Raw genomic sequence first — 20,713 nt, 5'->3', positions numbered from 1 at the left:
GCCGCGTGATCCTGTAGACTGACATTGTATTGTTATTTTTGATACTGCTTGATCTTTCGTAGCAATACCCGATGAAAACTCTATCACCTAGAGTGCCGAAGAACTTGGATATGTAGGAGCAACGCCATGTATGACCTGGCTGTTTTGTGGGAGTGGATGGCCTTTTCCGTCCGCTGGCTGCATGTGATCACGGCGATGGCGTGGATCGGCGCGTCATTCTATTTTATCGCGCTCGACCTTATGCTTAAGCCGAACCCTGCCTTGCCAGAAGGGGCCTATGGCGAGGAGTGGGAGGTGCACGGGGCGGGTTCTATCACACCGTCAAATATCTGGTCGCACCCGCGCGTATGCCCGAGCACCTGACCTGGCACAAATGGCAGAGCTATACGACATGGCTTTCGGGTGCGGCCTTGCTCATGATCATATATTGGGTCGGGGGCGAGTTGTTCCTGCTTGATCCGACCAAAGCGGATCTGGCTTTGTGGCAGGGGATATTGATCTCGGGCGGGTCACTGACCATCGGCTGGCTGCTTTACGACCAGATGTGCAAGTCGCGCCTGAGTGAGCAACCCACCGCGCTGATGCTGTTGCTGTTCGTGATTCTGGTGGCCATGTCCTGGGGTTACAATCAGATTTTTACCGGTCGTGCTGCGCTTTTGCACCTGGGTGCGTTCACCGCAACCATCATGACGGCCAATGTGTTCTTCCAGATCATGCCCAACCAGCGGATCGTGGTGGAAGACCTCAAGGCGGGTCGGACGCCGGATGCCAAATATGGAAAGATCGCCAAGGTGCGGTCGACGCACAACAACTACCTGACGTTGCCCGTCGTGTTCCTGATGCTGTCGAACCATTATCCTCTGGCCTTTGGCACCCAGTATTCATGGATCATCGCCAGCCTGATCTTCCTGACCGGCGTGACCATCCGCCACTACTTCAACACGATGCACGCGACCGGGAAAGGGCCGCACTGGACCTGGGGTGTCACTGTCATCCTCATGATCGTGATCGCATGGCTGTCTTCTGTCAGAACCGGCGAAACATGGGAAGACGCCGAAGCAAGGGCGCTGACATCTTACGAAGAAAAATTTGCGTCGGCTGCGGGGTTTGAAGAAGCCTATGACACTGTGCTGGGCAACTGCTCGATGTGCCATGCCCGCGAGCCGGTTTATGGCACCATGAAATGGGCCCCAAGAAGGTTTATCTTGAAACACCCGGCGATGTTGCCCGGCACGCCGACCAGATTTACCTGCAGGCCGGAATCAGCCATGCCATGCCGCCGCCCTCAGCGGTTCAAATGGACGTGGAAGCGCGACAAACCATCATCGCATGGGTGCGCGAGGTCAGAGGGCAGTAGGATTTTCGCAGGGCTACATCCTACCCTTCACTTCCTACCCCCTGCCGCGGGACAAGTACCCTGTTTCTGCCGCTCAAACAAAGCAGGGCGCGCAAGACCTGATGCCGCCCCCGGCCTAGCGCGATGGAGGGGTCAGCCATTGGGCCGACATGCCAAAGTTCGAGTTCGTCAACTCTTGCTTGGCAATGGCCTGCAAATGCACCTCATCCGGCCCATCCGCGTAACGCAGCGCGCGCCCAGGTATAGCTGTCGGCCAGCGGAGTATCCGGGGTCATGCCCATCGCGCCAAAGACCTGCATCGCGCGATCCGTGACAGCAGCATGCACATTGGGCGCCACGACTTTGATCAATGAAATCTCTCGGAATGCTTCTTTGCGCCCACCTGATCAATCTTCCAGGCCGCTTTCAGGGTCAACAATCGCGCCTGTTCGATCTCTAACCGGGACTTGGCGATCCATTCGCGGATCACGCCCTGTTCTGCAAGCTGCTTGCCAAACGCCTTCCGTTCCTGCGCGCGTTCGACCATCAGGTTAAGTGCCATTTCCGCCGCACCGATCGATCGCATGCAATGGTGGATGCGACCGGGACCAAGCCGGGCCTGCGCCAGAGCGAACCCGCTGCCTTCCTCTCCTAAAAGATTGCTGACCGGGACGCGCACATCCTTAAAGACCAGCTCGGCATGACCCTCGGGGTCGTGCATGTTCAGAATGGTGGGGTTGCGAACAATCTCAAAACCGGGCGTGTCCCTTGGGACAATGACCATGCTCTGCTGCTTGTGCCGATCCGCATTGGGATCCGTTTTACCCATGACGATAAACAATCTGGTGTTCGGGTGGCAGGCGTTTGTGATGAACCACTTGCGGCCATTGATGACGTATTCATCCCCCTCACGCCGTATCGAAGTGGTAATATTGGTCGCGTCCGAACTGGCCACATCCGGTTCAGTCATCGCAAAAGAGGATCGGATTTCACCGTTCAACAGCGGCACCAGCCACGTCTCGCGCTGTTCCGGAGTGGCGAACATGTGCAACAGTTCCATGTTGCCGGTATCGGGCGCGCTGCAATTGAACACTTCCGAAGACCAGGCCACCTGCCCCATAAGTTCGGCCAGCGGCGCGTATTCCAGATTGCTCAGTCGGGTGCCGGGTTCATCGTCGCGCAGGCTGGGCAGGAACAAGTTCCACAACCCTTCGGCCCGAGCCAACGCCTTGAGATCTTCCAAAACGAAACCGGGAAACTGCCTGCCGCCATTTCTTCTTTGTGATCGCGTATGCGCGGATAGATATGCGCCTCCATAAACGCTTTCAGGTGGTCATACATTTCCTTGGCGCGCGGCGATGGGGCAAAATCCATGGCGGTTCCTTCCGGTGCGTTGTGGCGGTGATATCCTCAAACCCTGTTCGCGCCAGCACGGCCGCCAAGGCACTGTCTTCTGCTGAGTTTTAACTGGCGCTTGATTACGCTCAGTTTGCGCAATCACTCAGATATGAAAAGAGGAAAATACCAATACCGCAATCTGCCGGCGTGAAACGTCAGGTCATTGCTCTCAGAATCTGGTGGACCAACAATACCTAAGGCGATGACCAGATCCCACTCGGAGATTTGCACCGCCGGGCGAGTTTCACATCGCCCGCGCCCGGAAGTGCCTCTCAACGCGCCTTTGGCGTTTACACAGAACTAGGCCGGTGGTTTCAGGCCCAGCTGTTTCACGGCGGCGCCTGCTGCCTGAACCCATCGCTCTTTTAGGGCGTTGTTGCCATTGTGGCGCAAGCCCAGCGATTTCAGAAGCTCAAACCGTTTCAGATCATCGCCACCAAAGGACACAGCAACACGGGGCCACCAATAGTTAACCGCATCCTGCATCTGCTCTGTCTCTCCGTTCCCGGCAAGCTTCACAGCACCTTCCAGCGCCAACGCGCCATGATGGGCTTCGACGGGGGCGATGCTGCGGAACGCTTCGGCCAGCGGTTGATAGGATACCATTGAAAACTCGGCCAGTTGTTCCATGACCGCACGGCTCATCAGCAGGTTCATGATGACGGCGTCAGTCCAGCCCGAGATCGGATAATTGAATACCGCAAGGCGCATGTCATGCGCGCTGCGGGTCGCACCGATATCTGCGTCACGATCCAGGCGCGCCGTCCACGGATGATGTGTGGCATATCTCTCGGTATCGGCCCCAAACTCACCCATTATCCTGAGAACCTGATCGGCGTGATCCGTTTTCTCAAGAACAATCCTCGCGGCTGCGATACGTTCCTTGATTCCCGGACCCTGATTGATGATGTCTGCGAATCCGGCGGCACCGGCAAGTTCGCTGTCCACGAACGTGGCCATCAGCTTCATGAGTTCGGCGCGGTAGCGCGGCGGAACATTGGTCGGGTTGGTCAGCACACCGCCGGCGGCCAGATAGCTGTCGAGTGTCATGGTGTCAGTCATCGGTCTTCTCCATTTACTGGTCGTAGTCCACGACCACGCGGTCGGTGACCGGATAGGCCTGACAGCTCAGTACATAGCCTTTTTCAACCTCGTAATCCTCAAGCGCGTGATTGGCGAGCATCTCAACTTCGCCTTCCAGAACGCGGCAGCGGCAGGTTGAACAGACACCAGCCTTGCAGGCGTAAGGGGCGTCCATGGCGTTTTCCAAGGCAGCGTCCAGAATGGATTGGTCCTTGGGCAGAGTTATCGTCTGAGTGGACCCATCAAGAGTGATTGATGCGCTGGTTTGGTTAGCCTGCGTGCCCGCATCTGCCGCACCTTCCTTGCGTTTAGCCCGACCCGGCTGAGCGCTGGCAAAGAGTTCAAACTTGATCTGCCTGTCGTCAAGCCCATGCGCGCGCAGCGCGGCAGCAATCCCCAGCATCATCGGCTCGGGACCGCAGATAAAGGCTGTGTCCACGTTCTGAGTATCGACCCAATGTTCGAACAGGTCAGCGCATTTTTCCTGCGTTACCAGACCGGTGAACAGGTCGATCTCCTGTGCATCCGCCTCAAGAATGTGGATTACGTTCAGGCGGCCCATAAAGAGGTTTTTCAGATCTTCCAGCTCCTCGCGGAACATGATCGTGTTGATGCCCTTGTTGGCGTAGATCAGCGTAAAGCGGGATTTGGGTTCGCGGGTCAGTGTCGTCTTCAGGATCGACAGAACCGGCGTGATGCCAGAGCCGCCAGCGAAGCCAAGGTATTGTTTTTCTGCATTCGCATCGATCGGAGTGTGAAAGCTGCCCATCGGTGGCATCGCCTGCACAACGTCCCCGACGTTAAGCTCGGAATTGGCCCAACTGGAGAACGCGCCGCCGTCGACACGTTTGATCCCGACTTGCAGTACCCCGTCATCCTTGCCTGCACAAATGGAGTAGGACCGGCGCAGTTCTTCTCCGTCAAAGTCGCGGCGAAACGTCAGGTATTGGCCTGCGGTGAAATCGAACTGATCCGCCGCGCCGTTGACAGGCTCAAGCGTCACGACAACCGCATCGCGGATGGTTTTGTGGATGTCGGTGACTTTCAGGTCATGAAAACGTGCCATCCGGTGCTCCTCCTCAGATGCACTTGAAATAGTCAAAGGGTTCCAGGCAGTCGGTGCAGCGCCAATGGGCCTTGCACGGGGTCGAACCGAACTGGCTGACCTTTTCAACTGCTTTACTGCCGCAATGCGGGCAGCGCTCTGGCCCGCCCGCCGGTTGTGGCGGGGCGATGCCAAACTCTTCCAGCTTGGCGCGACCTTTTTCGCTCAGCCAATCGGTTGTCCAGGCTGGTGAGATGCAGGTTTCTATGCGCAGATCTCCGATGCCGTGATCGCGCAGGGCGGTTTCGATATCCATACTGATGATGGATGTCGCCGGGCAACCGGAATAGGTTGGCGTGACGGTTACGACCAGAGTGTCAGCGTCCCAGTGCACATCGCGCACAATGCCCAAATCCACGACGGAAATAACCGGGATTTCGGGATCGGGCACGGCATCCAGCCAGCTCCATATCTGGTCAGTCGACACCCGCATCCGCTTTTACCAGCTTGCACCGGGATAGGCGCGCTGCAGCCACTGCATCTGCGTCAGCAGATGGCCCAGATGTTCGGTATGCATGCGCCCGTCCCGCCCGCCTTTATGGGCAAATCGGCTTTCCGGAAGGGTCAATGTCGCCTTGGCCAGAACCCGTTTGACCAGCGCATCATATTCTTCGCGCAGATCGGCCGGGTTCGGCGCGATCCCGGCCGCAGCGATCTGAGCGTCGATGTCGTCGCTGACGAACATCTCGCCTACATATGGCCAGAGGTAATCCAGCGCCGCCTGCATCCGGGTGTGACTTTCTTCGGTTCCATCACCCAGACCTACGACCGTTTCTGCCGAACGCTCCAGATGATAGGCGACTTCCTTGCTGGCTTTGGCAGCAATCGCGGCGACACGATCATCAGAAGATGTCAGAAGACGGCCGAGCATGATCGAATGCCAGGCATCGAACAGGAACTGGCGCATCAGGGTGCGGCCGAAATCACCGTTCGGAACCTCGACCAACAACACATTGCGGAAATCCCACGCGTCGCGCAGAAATGCCAAATCATCGGCGGTTTTGCCGCCGCCTATCTCTCCGGCAAGGCCAAGCCACATCTGGGTCTGCCCAATCAGGTCCAGCGCCGTGTTGGCCAGTGCAATATCCTCCTCCAACACTGGCGCGTGGCCGCACCATTCGCTGACGCGATGGCCCAGGATCAGGGTATTGTCCCCCATCCGCAGCAGGAACTGCTGAAACGCTTCGTCGCGGGTCATCACATCGCCCCCACTTCTTCGGGGATGTCGAAAAAGGTCGGGTGTCGGTACACTTTGCTTTCGCTGGGCTCATACAACGGACCTTTGTCACTGGGCGACGAGGCCGAGATGTTGTTGGCTTCTACCACCCAAATCGACACGCCTTCGTTGCGGCGGGTATAGACGTCGCGTGCGTTCTTGATCGCCATTTCCGCGTCCGGGGCATGCAGCGAGCCGACATGTCGGTGGCTCATCCCATGTTGACCGCGGATGAAGATTTCCACAGGGGCCATTCGGTATTCATCGGGTTTCCTCCTCAGGGTAAGCTTATTCGGCGGCCAGATTGCCGGCCTGTTTCTTGCGCGCGTGGGCCAACAGCCCGTCACGCACCCATTTGCCGTCATCCCAGGCCTTGTTGCGCGCTGCCAGACGGTCGACGTTGCAGGGACCGTTACCCTTGATCACATCGAAGAATTCCGACCAATCCGGCTCTGAGAAATCGTAATGCCCGCGCTCCTCGTTCCACTTCAGGTTCGGGTCGGGGATTGTCAGACCCAGATATTCGGCCTGTGGGACGGTCTGGTCGACGAATTTCTGGCGCAGCTCATCATTGGTGTTGATCTTGATCTTCCAAGCCATCGACTGCGCGGAGTGGACGGAATCCTTGTCGGACGGCCCAAACATCATCAGCGACGGGTACCAGAAGCGGTTCATCGCGTCCTGCGCCATCTTGCGCTGCTCGGGCGTGCCTTCGGCCATCTTGCGGATCGCGTCATAGCCTTGGCGCTGATGGAAGCTTTCTTCCTTGCAGATGCGGATCATGGCGCGTGAGTACGGCCCGTAAGACGTTCTTTGCAGCGGCACCTGATTCATGATGGCAGCCCCATCGACCAGCCATCCGACGGCGCCGATATCCGCCCAGTTCAGCGTCGGGTAATTGAAGATCGACGAGTATTTCATGCGACCGTCCAGCAGCATCTCGGTGATCTCATCACGGCTGACACCCAGTGTTTCGGCCGCACAATACAGGTAGAGCCCATGGCCGGCTTCATCCTGCACCTTGGCTAGAAGGATTGCCTTGCGTTGCAGCGTCGGTGCACGCGTGATCCAGTTCCCTTCGGGCAATTGTCCGACGATCTCGGAATGCGCGTGCTGTCCGATCTGGCGGATCAGCGTTTTGCGATACCCCTGAGGCATCCAGTCCTTGGGTTCGATCTTGATATCCGCGTCGATCCGCGCCTGAAATTCAGCAAGCTTTTCAGGATCATCGTTAGACGCCTCGGATTCTACCATCTGGGCATACATGTCCCGTCTCCTCCGTTACACGCGTTCAAGAATAAGTGCAGCGCCTTGCCCGACACCGACGCACATTGTGCAAAGCGCATAGCGCCCTTTGGTGCGTTTCAGTTGGTACGCTGCGGTCAACACAAGTCGGGCGCCGCTCATCCCCAATGGATGGCCAAGGGCGATTGCGCCGCCATTCGGGTTCACATGGGCGGCGTCATCGGGCAGGCCCAACTCTCGCAGCGTTGCCAAACCTTGCGACGCGAAAGCTTCGTTCAACTCGATCACATCCATCTGGTCGATGCTCAGCCCGGCGCGCGCAAAACCTTTCGGCTGGCAGGAACCGGACCAATACCCATGACCCGAGGCTCGACACCCGCGACGGACATGCCAACCACACGGGCAATCGGGGTCAGGCCGTTCTTTGTCGCTGTCGCTTCATTCGCCATCAGGATCGCGGCTGCACCATCATTCACGCCCGAGGCATTCCCTGCAGTCACAGTTTTGTCCGGCCCGTTCACACCCTTGAGGCCCGAGAGTTTTTCCGCTGTGGTTCCCGGGCGCGGATGTTCATCCGTATCGACAACAATCGGATCGCCCTTGCGCTGTGGAATTGAAACCGGCGTGATTTCTTCTTGGAACACGCCTGCCGCGTGCGCCGCAGCCCATCGTGCCTGGCTGCGCTCGGCAAAGGCGTCCTGGTCTTCACGGCTGATCCCATAATCTTCGGCCACATTGTCAGCCGTTTGCGGCATGGAATCGACACCATACTGCTGCTGTAGCCTTGGGTTCACAAAGCGCCAGCCAATCGTCGTGTCGTAAACCGCATTGCTGCGCGTAAACGCCGACGTCGCTTTGGGCATTACAAACGGTGCGCGCGACATGCTTTCCACGCCACCCGCAACTGAAAGATCATAATCGCCTGCCTTGATGCCACGCGCCGCCATTCCGACGGCATCCATGCCACTGGCACACAAGCGGTTTATCGTTGTTCCAGGTACGTCCGTCGGCAATCCGGCCAGCAGGGACGCCATCCGGGCAACGTTGCGATTGCTCTCTCCTGCCTGATTGGCATCGCCATAAATGACGTCATCCACACTGGTCCAGTCGACTTGCGGGTTGCGCGCCATCAGGGCCGCCAGCGGGATAGCCGCCAGATCATCCGTGCGAACCGATGAAAGCGCACCACCATACCGCCCAATCGGGGTGCGGGTTGCGTCGCAGATGAAGGCGTCCATCAATTGGGTCTCCCGTTGGAACACAAGTCATTAACCGTCTGGTCGGTTAATAAATGCTCAATCGATTCGGCGCAAGCATTATGTTACCATGTAATCGCTTATGTCAGCTTTCTGTAACATTAAATGGCACTTCTTTCACATCGTCTTCCAACCCCAAAGAGCGCCATCCCGAGCTCGGCAAAAAACGAGTCAACCACCCACCGCAGATTCCAGCGTTGCAAGATCCGGTTTGGACAATTGTCCCAGCAATCGGGACACCGCCGCGCGACACTCCGCGCCTTTCCAATCGGCGGGCAAAAAGGCCGGAGGCAGGGACGGATGGCGCAGGACCAAACGACGCCACCCATGCACAATCAATACGCGCAGCACCGCTATTTTAAGCGGATCGCCGACGCCATCGACAGGCAGCATTTGCTCGGTGATCTGAATGGAGTGCAAGAACTGATCATAGGCAGACTTCAGCACTTCAGGGCCACAAAGGTCGCGCAGCCAGCCGGGGATCGAAATAGCGCTGCTTTCAACACCCAGCAGTTCTTCAAGGTTCTCCGGGACGGGTCCTGCCGACATGGCTGTTGTGGGGTTAACCGAAATATAATCTCCGGTCAGCATCAGATCCGCTAACTCTTTTCGCGAACTGTCTGAACTGTTGGCGATAAGCACATGCCAAGTTTCTGGTGTATTCGTCTCGCGGGAATAGATGCGCGGGGCGGCGGCGGCGCTTTGACTACGGCCAAATTCGGTCAATCTGTGAACGCTGTTTCGCCCGACCCGCGTACTTTCGATCCAGCCTTCCTTGCGCAGCCTGTGCAGCGCAACACGCGTGGCTTCGGCCTTGATCCCTGCAAGGTTGGTCAGCGCTGTGATCAGCGCGCCACTAACCTGGTCAGACCCGCTCTGGGCCAGATCACCGAAAATCGTGACCAAAACAGACCACACGTTGCGTGCCAGTTGTGGTCAACTGGCTGACGCAGGTTTCGAACCATTCTGGGGCCGTATCTTTCATAAGCACAGTATAATCGGGCCGGAGGGAATTGCCATCCAGCCCCTGCGCACCTGCACTTGTGCCTAGTAGGCAACCATGGTCAGTAACTCGTATTCTGCGACCAGCTCATCGTCTTGCTGCGTCAGGGTAACGTGCCAGCGAACCTCGCCGTAGTCGTCATTGCGCTTGGTCTTGCGCTTGACCGTCAAACGAACCTTGATGGTGTCACCAGCCTCGACCGGTTTCATGAAACGCAGCCCGTCAAGACCGGTATTTGCCAAAACCGGCCCCTCGTTCGGTTCGACGAACAATCCGGCTGCGAAAGACAACAGCAAGTACCCATGTGCAACCCTGCCCGGGAAGAACGGGTTACGTTCCGCTGCCGCCTGATCCATATGCGCATAGAAGGTATCACCGGTGAAGTTGGCGAAGTGTTCAATATCTTCCATGGTGATAGTTCTTGTCGCAGTGTGAAGGGTCTCGCCAATCGACAAATCGTGAAACCGGCGGGTAAAGGGATGAGCAGGGCCTTTGACTTCGGTCGCGCCAGGCACCCATTTCCGTCCAATCGCTGTCAGCAGATCGGGCGATCCCTGAATAGCGGTGCGCTGCATATAGTGTTTCACACCCCGTACCCCGCCCATTTCTTCGCCGCCACCGGCGCGTCCCGGACCGCCATGAACCATGTGCGGCAGAGGGGAACCATGACCGGTGGATTCCTTCATCGAGTCACGGCTGTTGAAATACAGACGCCCGTGATAAGCCCCTGATCCCATGGCAACCTGTCGCGCCACTTCTGGATCATGGGTGATTACTGACGCCACAAGAGAGCCCTGCCCCCGGTTCGCCAGCTCAATGGCATGGTCAAGATCGCGATACCCCATCACAGTGCTGACCGGACCAAAGGCTTCGGTATCGTGCACACGTTGCGCCGCGTCAGGATTGGCGCAATGGAAGAGCATGGGCGGTAGGAACGCACCCTTTTCGGCATCAGCGCCCTCAACCACAAAATCATCGGGGTTGCCGAAGACACGCTCGGCCTCTTGCCCAAGGATAGCTGCCTTTTCCAGAACATCACGCTTCTGACCGTTCGAAACCAACGCACCCATACGGGTGGCTTCCAGCTTTGGGTCGCCAATGGTCGTTTTCGCCAGTCGCGCCGACAACGCGTCAATTACCGCCTGTACCTGCGGTTCGGGCGCGATGATCCGACGGATTGCGGTGCATTTCTGCCCTGCCTTCGTGGTCATCTCGCGTTGGACTTCCTTCACGAAGAGGTCAAATTCCGGCGTGCCCGGCGCGGCATCGGGGCCAAGGATCGAACAGTTCAGGCTGTCCTGTTCCGCAACAAACCGTACCGAGTTCTCAAGGATCACCGGGTTGGAGCGCAGTTTCAGGGCCGTATCGGCGGATCCGGTAAAGCTGACCACGTCCTGCATGGTCAGACGGTCCAGCATGTCACCCAAACCACCCGAGACCAACTGCAATGCACCCGCTGGCAAGATCCCGGACTCAAGCATCAACCGAACACACAGCTCGGTCACATAACACGAGCTCGTGGCTGGTTTTACAATCGCCGGAACGCCCGCCAGAAGGGTTGGGGCAAACTTTTCCAGCATCCCCCAAACCGGAAAATTGAACGCGTTGATGTGAATTGCCACCCCTTGCAGCGGGGTGCAAATGTGCTGCCCCAGGAAAGTACCGTTGCGCGAAAGCTGCTCGACATCGCCATCCAGATAGACATGACCGTCCGGCATTTCACGACGGCCTTTTGCGGCAAAGACAAACATCGTTCCGATGCCGCCGTCGATATCAATCATATGATCCGATTGCGTCGCACCGGTGTTGAAAGACAAATCATACATGACCTGCTTGTGTCGGCCCAAATGGACGGACAGCGCCTTGAGCATTTTGGCGCGTTCATGGAACGTCATTTTGCGCAGTGCCGGCCCTCCGACATTGCGCGCATAGTCCAACATCCCCTGGACATCCAACGCGCTGTTACCCGCTGTGGCGATAACCTCGCCGGTCACAGCGCTTGTTATTGCGCGGGCACCCTCGCCGGGCGAAACCCACTCACCGGCTGCAAAGCTGGAAATCTGTTGGATAGTCATGAGCGTCTCCTCGTCTTAGTCGCGATCCCCGCGCTGCCATAGGCCGGTCTCGCGAAATCATATTTTAAACCGTACGGTCGGTCAATAATTTACCAAGCAATTTTCCCAAGCCGGGTTTCTCAGACCCGCGCGGGTAATCGTGCAAATCCCCGAAACCGGATACGCCCGCCCCGCTCGGCGCCGTCGGTGATGCGATAGTCTGGAAAACGGGTCAGAAACCGGCCGACGGCCACCCGGCCCTCCAGACGCGCGAGGGTCAGGCCGACGCAGGTATGGGGCCCTCCGGCAAAGGCGTGATGCTTGTTGGGGCGTCTGTCCAAGATCATCTCGTCGGGCCGGTCAAACTGCCGTGGATCGCGGTTGGCCGCACCGATACACAGATGAACATCGGTACCAGCCGGAATGGTTTGACCGTGGAACGTTACATCAACAGTGGTCAGGCGATTGCCGAACTGGTTCGGGCTTTCCAGCCGCAGAAACTCGTCCACAGCCGGAACGATCAGGTTCGGGTCAGCCAGAAACTCCGCCCGCTTGTCGCGGTGCCGGTCCAACAGCTCCAATGCGTTGCCGATCAGGTTCGTTGTCGTCTCATGCCCCGCATTCAGGATGAATATGCAGTTTTGATACAGCTCTACCTCGGTCAGGCCACCATCCGTATCGTCCTGGATCAGCCGGGTCAGGACATCCGTTGCCGGATCTCCGGGGTTGGCGCGGCGATCCTCAATGATATTCCTCAGGAAGTCCTTGAAGTCCGAGACCGAGCGGTTACCCCACTCTTCCTGCTCTGGCGTCAATTGCGGCTCCAAAGCACCAAGAATGGCCAGAGACCAATCGCGCAATGGCCCGCGTTCGGATCGTGGTATACCCAGCAGATTGCCGATGATCTCAATCGGGATTGCTCCGGCAAAATCCTCGATCAGTTCGACATTGCCTTTGACCTGCATCTCGTCCAGCAGCCCATCGACAAGCTGGATCAGACCCGGTTCCATTTGCGCCAACGCGCGCGGGTTCATCGCCCCGACCATCACCTTGCGAACACGGGTGTGCAGCGGCGGGTCATTAAACACCAAACTGGTGGTGTGGTGTTCATACAAAGGGCTGTCGACTCCGTATTTTGGACCAAATACCGCTTTCTTGTCCGATATGAACCGCGTGATGTCCCGGTAAGTAAGGTCCAGATCCTCGTACCGAGACAGGATAACCGATCCGTCAGGCTGCCAGCAGACGGGCGTATCCTCGCGCAGCGCGGCGTAGGCAGGATAGGGATCTGTGTGATACCCGTCAGGAAGCGCGGTCAGAGAGAACATCAGTGCCCCATCGCCCCCATTTGTTCAGGCAGAACCAACACCAACCACGGCACCAGAACGATCAGGGCCAGCCGGAAGATATCCGCCACCCAGAACGGAGTGACACCCTTGAAGATTGTTCCGGTTGATACATCCCCGACCACACCTTTCAGAATAAAGACATTCAAGCCGACGGGAGGAGTGATCAGGCTGATTTCAGTCACCACAACCACAACAATACCAAACCAGATCGGGTCATACCCCAACGATGTGACCAGCGGGAAAAAGATCGGCACCGTCAGCAGCAGCATCGACAGGGATTCAAAGACGCAACCCAAAATGATGTAGATTCCAAGGATCATCAGGATCACCACAAAAGGTTCAACGTCATAGGCCGTAACCAACGCGATGAGCGCTTCAGGCAGACCGGCAAGGTTGATGAAATTCGAAAAGATCTGTGCCCCGATCAGAACGGAAAACAATGCCGCGGCGGTATAGGTGGTTTCCTTCAGCACCTCAAAAGTCGACCCCAAAGTAAGCCCGCCTCGTGACAGCGCGATCAGGAAAGCGCCCATTGCGCCCATGCCTGCCGCCTCGGTCGGGCTGAAGGTCAGGTTCAGTGGATGAAAATCGAATGCACCGTACAATCCGCCAATCACCAGAAAGAACAGCAGCAATACGGCCCAGACTGAGCGCACCGCCGACAGACGCTCGGCCCAGCCGTGACGTTCACCCGCCGGTCCCGACTCGGGCTTGCGCGCGACGGTCCAGCGGACGGCAAGCAGGTAGAACAGGATGCCAAGTAGACCGGGAATGATACCCGCAACGAAAAGTTTTCCAATCGAGGTTTCGGTCAGCAGCCCGTAGATGACCAGGATCACCGAAGGCGGAATAAGGATACCAAGCGTACCGCCCGCTGCAATCGATGCCGTCGACAGCTCGTCGGAATAGCCATAGCGGCGCATTTCCGGCATTGCGACCTTGGACATGGTGGCCGCCGTTGCCAGAGACGAGCCGCAAATGGCCGAAAAACCTCCGCATGCCGCAACCGTCGCCATGGCGATACCGCCCCTGAAATGACCCAGAAAAGCATTTGAAACTGCGTAAAGCTCGCGCGCAAGACCACCTTTATTCACGAACAAGCCCATAAGGATAAACAGCGGGACGACCGACAGGCCGTAATCCTGCGCCGTGTCGGTGATCTGACGACCCACCATCGACATCGCGGCTTTCAGCCCACGCTCGGACAGGATGCTGCCACCGCGTTCATAGGCAAACCCAAGCGTTCCGACCAATCCCATTGCAAACACGATAGGTAAGCGCACCAGCACAAGAACAAGAACAAGAACAAAACCGATCAGGGCAGCGGTCATTGGGGGTGCTCCGACAAGGTATGGGGGGCAAGAAAGTGCAAAAAGCCGGTGATGACCATTGCAACAGCGGTGATCGCTATGAACCCAGAGATGAACCAGCCTACATAGAAGACAGGGATCGAAAGGTATTCCGTGACGTCCCCGTAATCCCGCGCGCGCTCGGCAAGTAGCCAGACACGTTGGATCGGCCAGATCAACATGACGCCGGACACCAGATACACGATCCCATCGCGCACCCGGCTTAACCGCAGGCGAGAAAACAGCCCATCCGTCAAGTCCACAGCGATTTGGCCCTTCCCTGCTGAGATCATCGGCAAGACCGAGAACACGAGGATGGCCATCAGGATCCGGGTCAGCTCTGTCGCCGCCTCGATCGGGGCGTTGAAGACAGAGCGCAGGATGACATCAAAGAATGTCATCACCATCAGGATGAATAGCGCGGCACAGGCCAGCAGCGTTGGCACGATACTGACGCGACGCGCAAAGGTCACGAGAGATTGCATAACGGGTCCCCAGCGGGTGAAATCGGCTGGCGGATCGCGTCCGCCAGCCCGACTGCGTTATTGCGCAGCCATTTCATTTACGATCATGTCGTAGGCTGCCTGGGCGTCGATGCCTGTGCCACTGACTTCGTCGATAACCTTGGCGCGTACATCCGCGGCAATCGCATTGAACTTTTCCAGATCTTCAGCGGATGCGGCATGGATTGCGTTACCTTCGGTGCCTTCGGTCTCTTCCCGGCCGATCGCATCGATCTCATCCCAGATCTTGCCAATTTCGCGGCTCAGCGGTTCCCCGAAAACGTTTTCTTCCAGCGCTGCCTGCAGATCGGCGGGCAGATCAGCAAAGGTGTCTTCGTTCATGATAAAGGCAAACGAACCGCGATACAGGCCGCCAGGGACCTCATAGACGTTCTGGGCCACTTCCGTCAGCTTGAAACCTTTGCGGGATTCAAAGGGCATGACGACGCCATCTGCGGCTTTGGAAGCCAGGGTTTCATACACTTTCGGTGCAGGAACCTGGATACCGGTTGCACCCAGCGCCGTGCCCACGTCACCACCAACACCGCCGGGGATGCGAACTTTGAGGCCCGAGACTTCGTCCAGTGTTGTTACCGGGTTGCTGGAATGCAGCTGAGCTGGACCATGCGTGTGCAAAGCGATCACTTTCACACCACGGTGTTCATCCGCTGCCTTCAAATGCGCGTCATATGCCCGCCAATACGCAACCGACGCAGCCTCGGCCGAGCCTTCGTATCCGGGAAGTTCGATCATCTTGGTGGTGACAAACCGACCCGGCTGATAGCCGTGGAATATGATCGAGGCATCGGCAGCGCCATCCATGATCAAGTCCATCTGCGCGGGGGGCGGGGCAAGGCCCAGCTTCAGCTCGGCGGTGACCTGACCATCGGTGGCCTCTTCGATCATCTCGACGAATTTCGGCCACATCTTGGCATTGATGCCATGGGTCGGTGGGGCCCAGCTGGAGATGGTCAGCGTATAGTCTGCCGCAAGCGCCACTGTACCTGAAACGGCCAGTGCAGCTGAGGCAAGAAGTGTGCTCAACCTGGTGAATTTCATAGTTCTGTCTCCTCCCTGTGAAACATGAGTCAAGAATGCGTTAATGGTCACTTTTGTAACCATCAACTTGTTAATTGTCTCCAAGACAGCCCGCGACGTGCCATGAACCGGGGCTTTCCTTGGCTACGGTTTCCATCATTGCCTGCGTCGCGCTGGCTCCGATTTCCTTGCAGTAGTTCATCGGCCCGCCGCGCCAGCGCGGAAAGCCGTAGCCGTGAATTTGAACCATATCGACGGCTTCCGCGGACTCGGCGATCCCCTGCTGAATGATCAACGCGCCCTCGTTGTCCAGCACCGCCAAAATACGCGACACGATTTCGTCCTGTGCGTATGCCCGCCGCGTTATGCCCTGATCAGCCGAGTAGGACTCGATCAACGCGTCCACTTCGGGATCACGGATCGGTTCGCGAGTACCGTCTTCATAGCGATACCATCCTTTGCCCGTGCGTTGGCCAAGACGACCCATCTCGCAAAGCTGGTCAGCAATCGTCACATAACGTTCGTTCGGGTCGCGGGTTGCTGCATTACGTTTTCGGTTGGCCCAGGCGATTTGGAGGCCGGTCAGATCTTGCAACTCGTAAGGCCCCATGGGCATCCCGAAAGCTCGCATTGCCTGGTCCACCTGATAAGGCAACGCCCCATCCGCCAGCAAATAATCGGCCTCGCGCCGATACGCAGCCAACATCCGGTTGCCAATAAAACCATCGCAGATGCCCGACAGCACAGAAACCTTGCGAAGCCTTTTTCCAAGTGCAAACCCGGTGGCGACAACTTCGGGCGAAGTTTGCGGCGTATGCACGACTTCCAACAGCTTCATAACATGGGCAGGGCTGAAGAAATGCAGGCCAATACACCGCGATTGATTTTCGATACCCGCGAGGATATCGACTGGGCTCAGGTAAGACGTGTTCGTGGCCAGAATCGCGTCACGCTGCATATGGCGGGCCAATTCTGCAAAAACCTGTTGCTTGACTGACAAGTCTTCAAACACAGCCTCGATCGCCAGCTGAGCGTTCGCAGCTTCGGAGTAGCTGTCCACAGCTCGAAACGCAGCAAGGCGTTCCCGCAGCTGTGCTTCGGACATCTTACCCCGCTTGACCGCCCTCTGTAGCAGCCCCTCAACCCGGCTACGGGCGGCGGCAGCTGCATCCAAATCTCTTTCAATCAAAGTAACAGACAGCCCGCCACTCAGGGCAGCGGTGGCGATCCCTGCGCCCATCAACCCGCCACCGACAACTGCGATCCGGCTGATATCGCGCGGGGTAATACCAGCGATCATCGAAGGTCTGGCCACCTTGCGCTCGGCAAAAAAGGCGTACCGCAAGGCGCGGCTTTCAGAGTTTTGACGCAGAGCCAGATGGCGCGCACGCTCTTCGGCTGTGCGGCAGCAAAGGGTTCGGACGACCAGCTGAGCGCGGTCAGGTTTTCCAGCGGTGATTGCTGACCCCTGGCGCGTTTTATCAAAGCCTGACGGGTCGTCTCCAGAAGGTCAGACGCGAATTCGCCGACGGGCCTTTGACTGACAGGTGCCGGGCGCTTTGGCAGGTTGGCGACAAAGTCCAGAACAGCCACCGTTGGGTTATCGGCAATCAGGTCAATTCCGCCGAGATTGGCCATTTCCTCGGCTTTCAGGGTTTTTCCCGAACAGGCGATGTCGATCGCTGCTTCCATTCCAACAAGGCGCGGCAATCGCTGCGTGCCCCCTGCCCCCGGGATGAGGCCCACATTGACTTCCGGCAACCCAAAGCTGGTGCCCGGCGCTGCGATCCGCCACGCGCAGGCCATGGCAATTTCAAACCCGCCACCTAACACGTTGCCGTGCATACAGGCGATAAACGGCACATTACTGTCTTCGATTTTCTGAACAACATCAGGCAAATGCGGCTCAACCGGAGCCGCATCAAACTCGGACATGTCACCGCCCGCGATAAATGTCCGACCGGCGCAGCACAGGACGGCAACCCGAGCTTTCTGAACTGCATCGACCGCGGCGGCCAGACCCTGCCGAACGCCCGTCGAGGTTGCGTTCACCGGCGGGTTGTCGACCGTGACCCAGGCCACGTCGCCCTTAAAGTCAACACTCACCAGCGACGGCTGCGACATTGGCAATCCCTTTGATCAGTCCAGATTCGGTTCGGGTTTATATATTGACCAACCGTTCGGTTAATGCAATGATTAAGTTGTCACGGGAACAGATGAGACTGCCATGAGCGATACGATCCTTGTACATGATCACGGAAACTGGGTTGAAATAGCCCTGAACCGCCCCGACAAGCTGAACTCGTTCAATGAGGAGATGCATCTTGCCCTTCAGGACGCGCTGAAAAGCGCGCGCGAAAATGGTTCCCGCGCGATTTTGCTGACCGGCGCAGGGCGCGGTTTTTGTGCGGGTCAGGACCTTGGAGACCGCGATCCCTCGAAAATGGATGGCCCGCCTGATCTGGGCAAAACTGTACGCACTTTCTATGCCCCTTTGGTTCGACTGATCCGGTCTTTGGATTTCCCGGTAATTTGTGCCGTAAACGGCGTGGCCGCGGGTGCAGGCGCGAACCTTGCACTGGCCTGCGACATGGTTCTGGCCGGGGAAAGCGCAAAGTTCATTCAAAGCTTTTCCAAGGTCGGGTTGATTCCGGACACAGGCGGCAGCTGGCACCTGCCCCGATTGTTGGGCGAGGCGCGCGCTAAGGGGCTGGCCCTGACAGCAATGCCCCTAACCGCCAAACAGGCCGAAGACTGGGGGCTGATCTGGAAGGCGTTGCCCGATGATCAGCTGATGACCGAAGCACGCGCTCTTGCCACGCGACTCGCCAACGGCCCCACCCTTGGCTTGGGTCTGACCAAGCAGTGCATTCAAACAGCAGCCACCACATCCTTGTCCGATCAGCTTGAAATTGAAGCGGACGCAATGAAAACCTGCGGGGAAAGTGCCGATTACGCAGAAGGCGTGTCCAGTTTCCTCGAAAAACGCGCACCGCATTTTCAGGGAAGATGATGATGACCCCAAAAGAACGCGCCCAAAAATCCGCGGCAGCGATGTGGGCCAATGACGAAGCCAGTAAATGGTTCGGGATGGAGCTTGTGGAGGTCGAAGAAGGGCGCGCTGTCCTGTCACTGACTGTTGCACCGCATCACTGTAACGGACACGGTATTTGCCATGGCGGCGTCACGCACGCTCTTGCCGACAGCGCTTTTGCCTTTGCCTGCAACAGCCGGAATGTTGCAACTGTAGGGCAACATACAATGGTCAGCTATCTTGCACCGGGACGGAAAGGTGACCGCCTGACGGCTACCGCGACAGAAGTCAACCTGTCCGGCCGCAGCGGTATCTACGACGTCCGCGTCATCAATCAAGACAATACTCTGATCGCTGAATTTCGCGGCATGTCCCGCGCCGTTGGCGGCCAGAATTTTCAAGAATAGTTTCGTGACTGGAGGAGTTACGCTATGGAAGACCTTACCCCCAACAAAGCGGACCTGGACCCGATCGAAATCGCCTCGATCGACGAAATTCGCGCCACGCAGCTTGAGCGCCTGAAATGGTCCGTGCGTCACGCCTATGAAAACGTTCCGATGTACAAGCAGCGCTTTGACGAGGCTGGCGTGCATCCCGACGATCTTCAGCAGCTTTCGGATCTGTCAAAGTTTCCGTTCACATATAAAAACGACCTGCGCGATAACTATCCGTTTGGCTTGTTTGCAGTCCCGCGCAGCGAGATAATTCGCCTGCACGCTTCCTCCGGCACGACAGGCAAACCGACAGTGGTCGGCTACACAAAGAATGACATCGACAATTGGGCTGACCTTGGCGCGCGGTCTCTTCGGGCGTCTGGGCTGCGCAAGGGCGACATGGTGCACAATGCCTACGGCTATGGGCTGTTCACCGGTGGGCTAGGTGCCCATTACGGGATCGAACGCCTTGGCGCGACTGTCGTCCCGATGTCGGGCGGGCAAACCGAAAAGCAGGTCAATCTGATCAACGATTTCCGTCCTGACGGTATCATGGTTACACCCTCCTACATGCTCAATATCCTAGAACAGTTCCACAAGGCGGGTCTCGACCCACGTGAGAGCTCGCTGAAGGTTGGCGTTTTTGGCGCCGAACCCTGGACTGACGCGATGCGGGCCGAGGTCGAGGCAGCCTTCGACATGCACGCCGTCGATATCTATGGCCTGTCCGAGATCATGGGCCCCGGAGTCGCCAATGAATGCGTTGAAACAAAAGACGGACCTGTAATCTGGGAGGATCATTTCCTGCCGGAAATCATCGACCCGGCGACCGGAGAAGTCCTGCCCGATGGCGAAACCGGAGAATTGGTGTTCACGACTCTGACCAAAGAAGGGCTGCCGATGATCCGCTACCGCACACGCGATCTGACGTGCCTGCTGCCGGGGACAGCAAGGTCAATGCGCCGGATGGCAAAGATCACCGGTCGCAGCGACGACATGATGATCCTGCGCGGCGTCAACGTCTTCCCCAGCCAGATCGAGGAACAGGTCATGGCAACGGGCGGTCTTGCCCCCTATTACCAGATCGAGCTCTATAAATCCGGTCGCATGGACGCCATGCGGGTCTTTGTTGAATCCTCCCCCGATTCCACCGACGAGCTGTCAAAAACGGCCGCTGCTCGGATGCTGACCAAGCGGATCAAGGACGTCGTTGGCGTTTCAACCGAAATTGTAGTAGGGGACCCCGGCGACGTCGAACGCTCTCAGGGCAAGGCGAAGCGCGTTGTAGACAATCGCGATAAGGACTGAGC

18 protein-coding genes and 3 pseudogenes are annotated in these 20,713 nt (G+C 57.7%); 4 read left to right on the top strand and 17 right to left on the bottom strand.

The features are described from left to right. Positions 1–126 precede the first annotated feature (126 nt). A pseudogene (locus tag ACR3FC_RS20145) lies at positions 127–962 on the top strand (urate hydroxylase PuuD); the annotation flags it as partial. 598 nt (positions 963–1,560) lie between these two features. Here the strand turns inward: ACR3FC_RS20145 and ACR3FC_RS20140 are convergent. The 17 genes and pseudogenes from ACR3FC_RS20140 to ACR3FC_RS20060 all read right to left on the bottom strand — a co-directional run bounded on the left by ACR3FC_RS20140 (position 1,561) and on the right by ACR3FC_RS20060 (position 18,059). Next, the gene (locus ACR3FC_RS20140; RefSeq protein WP_480478214.1) at positions 1,561–1,683 is read right to left on the bottom strand and encodes an acyl-CoA dehydrogenase family protein; all 123 of its coding nucleotides are present in this window, start codon (positions 1,681–1,683) and stop codon (positions 1,561–1,563) included. Between the two features lie 20 nt (positions 1,684–1,703). Continuing rightward, positions 1,704–2,579 (bottom strand): acyl-CoA dehydrogenase family protein, encoded by an 876-nt coding sequence (locus ACR3FC_RS20135; RefSeq protein WP_480478178.1) that lies wholly within the window; start codon positions 2,577–2,579, stop codon positions 1,704–1,706. Between the two features lie 455 nt (positions 2,580–3,034). Further along, on the bottom strand, positions 3,035–3,796 hold the full coding sequence (locus ACR3FC_RS20130) for a Phenylacetic acid catabolic protein (RefSeq protein WP_480476993.1): 762 nt from the start codon (positions 3,794–3,796) through the stop codon (positions 3,035–3,037). A gap of 13 nt (positions 3,797–3,809) precedes the next feature. Continuing rightward, positions 3,810–4,883, bottom strand: coding sequence for a 2Fe-2S iron-sulfur cluster-binding protein (locus tag ACR3FC_RS20125; protein WP_480476991.1), 1,074 nt, complete (start codon positions 4,881–4,883; stop codon positions 3,810–3,812). A gap of 13 nt (positions 4,884–4,896) precedes the next feature. Further along, entirely contained in the window at positions 4,897–5,355 is a 459-nt protein-coding gene (gene paaD, locus ACR3FC_RS20120; RefSeq protein WP_480476989.1) for a 1,2-phenylacetyl-CoA epoxidase subunit PaaD, read from the bottom strand. Positions 5,356–5,361: 6 nt separating this feature from the next. Then, on the bottom strand, positions 5,362–6,120 hold the full coding sequence (paaC, locus tag ACR3FC_RS20115; RefSeq protein ID WP_480476987.1) for a 1,2-phenylacetyl-CoA epoxidase subunit PaaC: 759 nt from the start codon (positions 6,118–6,120) through the stop codon (positions 5,362–5,364). Continuing rightward, positions 6,120–6,403 (bottom strand): annotated as a pseudogene (paaB, locus tag ACR3FC_RS20110) (1,2-phenylacetyl-CoA epoxidase subunit PaaB). Before paaB ends, paaC begins: the two are co-directional and overlap by 1 nt. 23 nt (positions 6,404–6,426) lie before the next feature. Next, entirely contained in the window at positions 6,427–7,404 is a 978-nt protein-coding gene (gene paaA / locus ACR3FC_RS20105) for a 1,2-phenylacetyl-CoA epoxidase subunit PaaA (RefSeq protein WP_480476985.1), read from the bottom strand. Between the two features lie 15 nt (positions 7,405–7,419). Continuing rightward, a pseudogene (pcaF, locus tag ACR3FC_RS20100) lies at positions 7,420–8,621 on the bottom strand (3-oxoadipyl-CoA thiolase). Positions 8,622–8,810: 189 nt separating this feature from the next. Continuing rightward, positions 8,811–9,557 (bottom strand): PaaX family transcriptional regulator C-terminal domain-containing protein, encoded by a 747-nt coding sequence (locus ACR3FC_RS20095; protein WP_480478176.1) that lies wholly within the window; start codon positions 9,555–9,557, stop codon positions 8,811–8,813. 129 nt (positions 9,558–9,686) lie between these two features. Next, positions 9,687–11,717, bottom strand: coding sequence for a phenylacetic acid degradation bifunctional protein PaaZ (gene paaZ, locus ACR3FC_RS20090; protein ID WP_480478174.1), 2,031 nt, complete (start codon positions 11,715–11,717; stop codon positions 9,687–9,689). 119 nt (positions 11,718–11,836) lie between these two features. Continuing rightward, complete coding sequence (locus tag ACR3FC_RS20085; protein ID WP_480476979.1) at positions 11,837–13,024, bottom strand: cytochrome P450; 1,188 nt, start codon at positions 13,022–13,024, stop codon at positions 11,837–11,839. Further along, positions 13,024–14,376, bottom strand: coding sequence for a TRAP transporter large permease (locus ACR3FC_RS20080; RefSeq protein ID WP_480478172.1), 1,353 nt, complete (start codon positions 14,374–14,376; stop codon positions 13,024–13,026). The genes ACR3FC_RS20085 and ACR3FC_RS20080 overlap by 1 nt, the downstream gene beginning before the upstream one ends. Then, positions 14,373–14,879, bottom strand: a complete 507-nt coding sequence (locus tag ACR3FC_RS20075) for a TRAP transporter small permease (RefSeq protein WP_480476977.1) — start codon at positions 14,877–14,879, stop codon at positions 14,373–14,375. Before ACR3FC_RS20075 ends, ACR3FC_RS20080 begins: the two co-directional genes overlap by 4 nt. 57 nt (positions 14,880–14,936) lie before the next feature. After that, complete coding sequence (locus tag ACR3FC_RS20070; RefSeq protein WP_480476975.1) at positions 14,937–15,956, bottom strand: TRAP transporter substrate-binding protein; 1,020 nt, start codon at positions 15,954–15,956, stop codon at positions 14,937–14,939. A 70-nt stretch (positions 15,957–16,026) separates the two neighbouring features. Then, on the bottom strand, positions 16,027–17,235 hold the full coding sequence (locus tag ACR3FC_RS20065; RefSeq protein WP_480478170.1) for a 3-hydroxyacyl-CoA dehydrogenase family protein: 1,209 nt from the start codon (positions 17,233–17,235) through the stop codon (positions 16,027–16,029). Next, the gene (locus ACR3FC_RS20060) at positions 17,232–18,059 is read right to left on the bottom strand and encodes an enoyl-CoA hydratase/isomerase family protein (protein ID WP_480478168.1); all 828 of its coding nucleotides are present in this window, start codon (positions 18,057–18,059) and stop codon (positions 17,232–17,234) included. The genes ACR3FC_RS20065 and ACR3FC_RS20060 overlap by 4 nt, the downstream gene beginning before the upstream one ends. Positions 18,060–18,162: 103 nt before the next feature. On the opposite strand from ACR3FC_RS20060, the gene paaG reads away from it, so the two are divergent. From paaG to paaK, 3 genes are read left to right on the top strand one after another with little or no spacing between them, the layout of a single operon-like run. Continuing rightward, positions 18,163–18,948: a 2-(1,2-epoxy-1,2-dihydrophenyl)acetyl-CoA isomerase PaaG gene (paaG, locus tag ACR3FC_RS20055; RefSeq protein ID WP_480478166.1), complete on the top strand. Its 786-nt coding sequence runs from the start codon at positions 18,163–18,165 to the stop codon at positions 18,946–18,948. A gap of 2 nt (positions 18,949–18,950) precedes the next feature. Then, positions 18,951–19,376 carry a hydroxyphenylacetyl-CoA thioesterase PaaI gene (gene paaI, locus ACR3FC_RS20050; protein ID WP_480476971.1) on the top strand — a complete coding sequence of 142 codons (426 nt, stop codon included), beginning with the start codon at positions 18,951–18,953 and terminating at the stop codon, positions 19,374–19,376. Positions 19,377–19,400: 24 nt separating this feature from the next. Beyond that, complete coding sequence (gene paaK / locus ACR3FC_RS20045) at positions 19,401–20,711, top strand: phenylacetate--CoA ligase PaaK (protein ID WP_480478164.1); 1,311 nt, start codon at positions 19,401–19,403, stop codon at positions 20,709–20,711. Positions 20,712–20,713: the final 2 nt, after the last annotated feature.

This window comes from Ruegeria sp. AF3, from assembly GCF_056536285.1.
Note: the sequence above shows the minus strand (reverse complement) of the source record. Positions and strands in the feature narration are given on the sequence as shown.

Coding starts and splice junctions, on each gene's coding strand:
- ACR3FC_RS20130 (WP_480476993.1), bottom strand. CDS start 3,796: ATGACTGACACCATGACACTCGACAGCTATCTGGCCGCCGGCGGTGTG.
- ACR3FC_RS20125 (WP_480476991.1), bottom strand. CDS start 4,883: ATGGCACGTTTTCATGACCTGAAAGTCACCGACATCCACAAAACCATC.
- paaD (WP_480476989.1), bottom strand. CDS start 5,355: ATGCGGGTGTCGACTGACCAGATATGGAGCTGGCTGGATGCCGTGCCC.
- paaC (WP_480476987.1), bottom strand. CDS start 6,120: ATGACCCGCGACGAAGCGTTTCAGCAGTTCCTGCTGCGGATGGGGGAC.
- paaA (WP_480476985.1), bottom strand. CDS start 7,404: ATGTATGCCCAGATGGTAGAATCCGAGGCGTCTAACGATGATCCTGAA.
- paaZ (WP_480478174.1), bottom strand. CDS start 11,717: ATGACTATCCAACAGATTTCCAGCTTTGCAGCCGGTGAGTGGGTTTCG.
- ACR3FC_RS20085 (WP_480476979.1), bottom strand. CDS start 13,024: ATGTTCTCTCTGACCGCGCTTCCTGACGGGTATCACACAGATCCCTAT.
- ACR3FC_RS20080 (WP_480478172.1), bottom strand. CDS start 14,376: ATGACCGCTGCCCTGATCGGTTTTGTTCTTGTTCTTGTTCTTGTGCTG.
- ACR3FC_RS20075 (WP_480476977.1), bottom strand. CDS start 14,879: ATGCAATCTCTCGTGACCTTTGCGCGTCGCGTCAGTATCGTGCCAACG.
- ACR3FC_RS20070 (WP_480476975.1), bottom strand. CDS start 15,956: ATGAAATTCACCAGGTTGAGCACACTTCTTGCCTCAGCTGCACTGGCC.
- ACR3FC_RS20065 (WP_480478170.1), bottom strand. CDS start 17,235: ATGATCGCTGGTATTACCCCGCGCGATATCAGCCGGATCGCAGTTGTC.
- ACR3FC_RS20060 (WP_480478168.1), bottom strand. CDS start 18,059: ATGTCGCAGCCGTCGCTGGTGAGTGTTGACTTTAAGGGCGACGTGGCC.
- paaG (WP_480478166.1), top strand. CDS start 18,163: ATGAGCGATACGATCCTTGTACATGATCACGGAAACTGGGTTGAAATA.
- paaI (WP_480476971.1), top strand. CDS start 18,951: ATGACCCCAAAAGAACGCGCCCAAAAATCCGCGGCAGCGATGTGGGCC.
- paaK (WP_480478164.1), top strand. CDS start 19,401: ATGGAAGACCTTACCCCCAACAAAGCGGACCTGGACCCGATCGAAATC.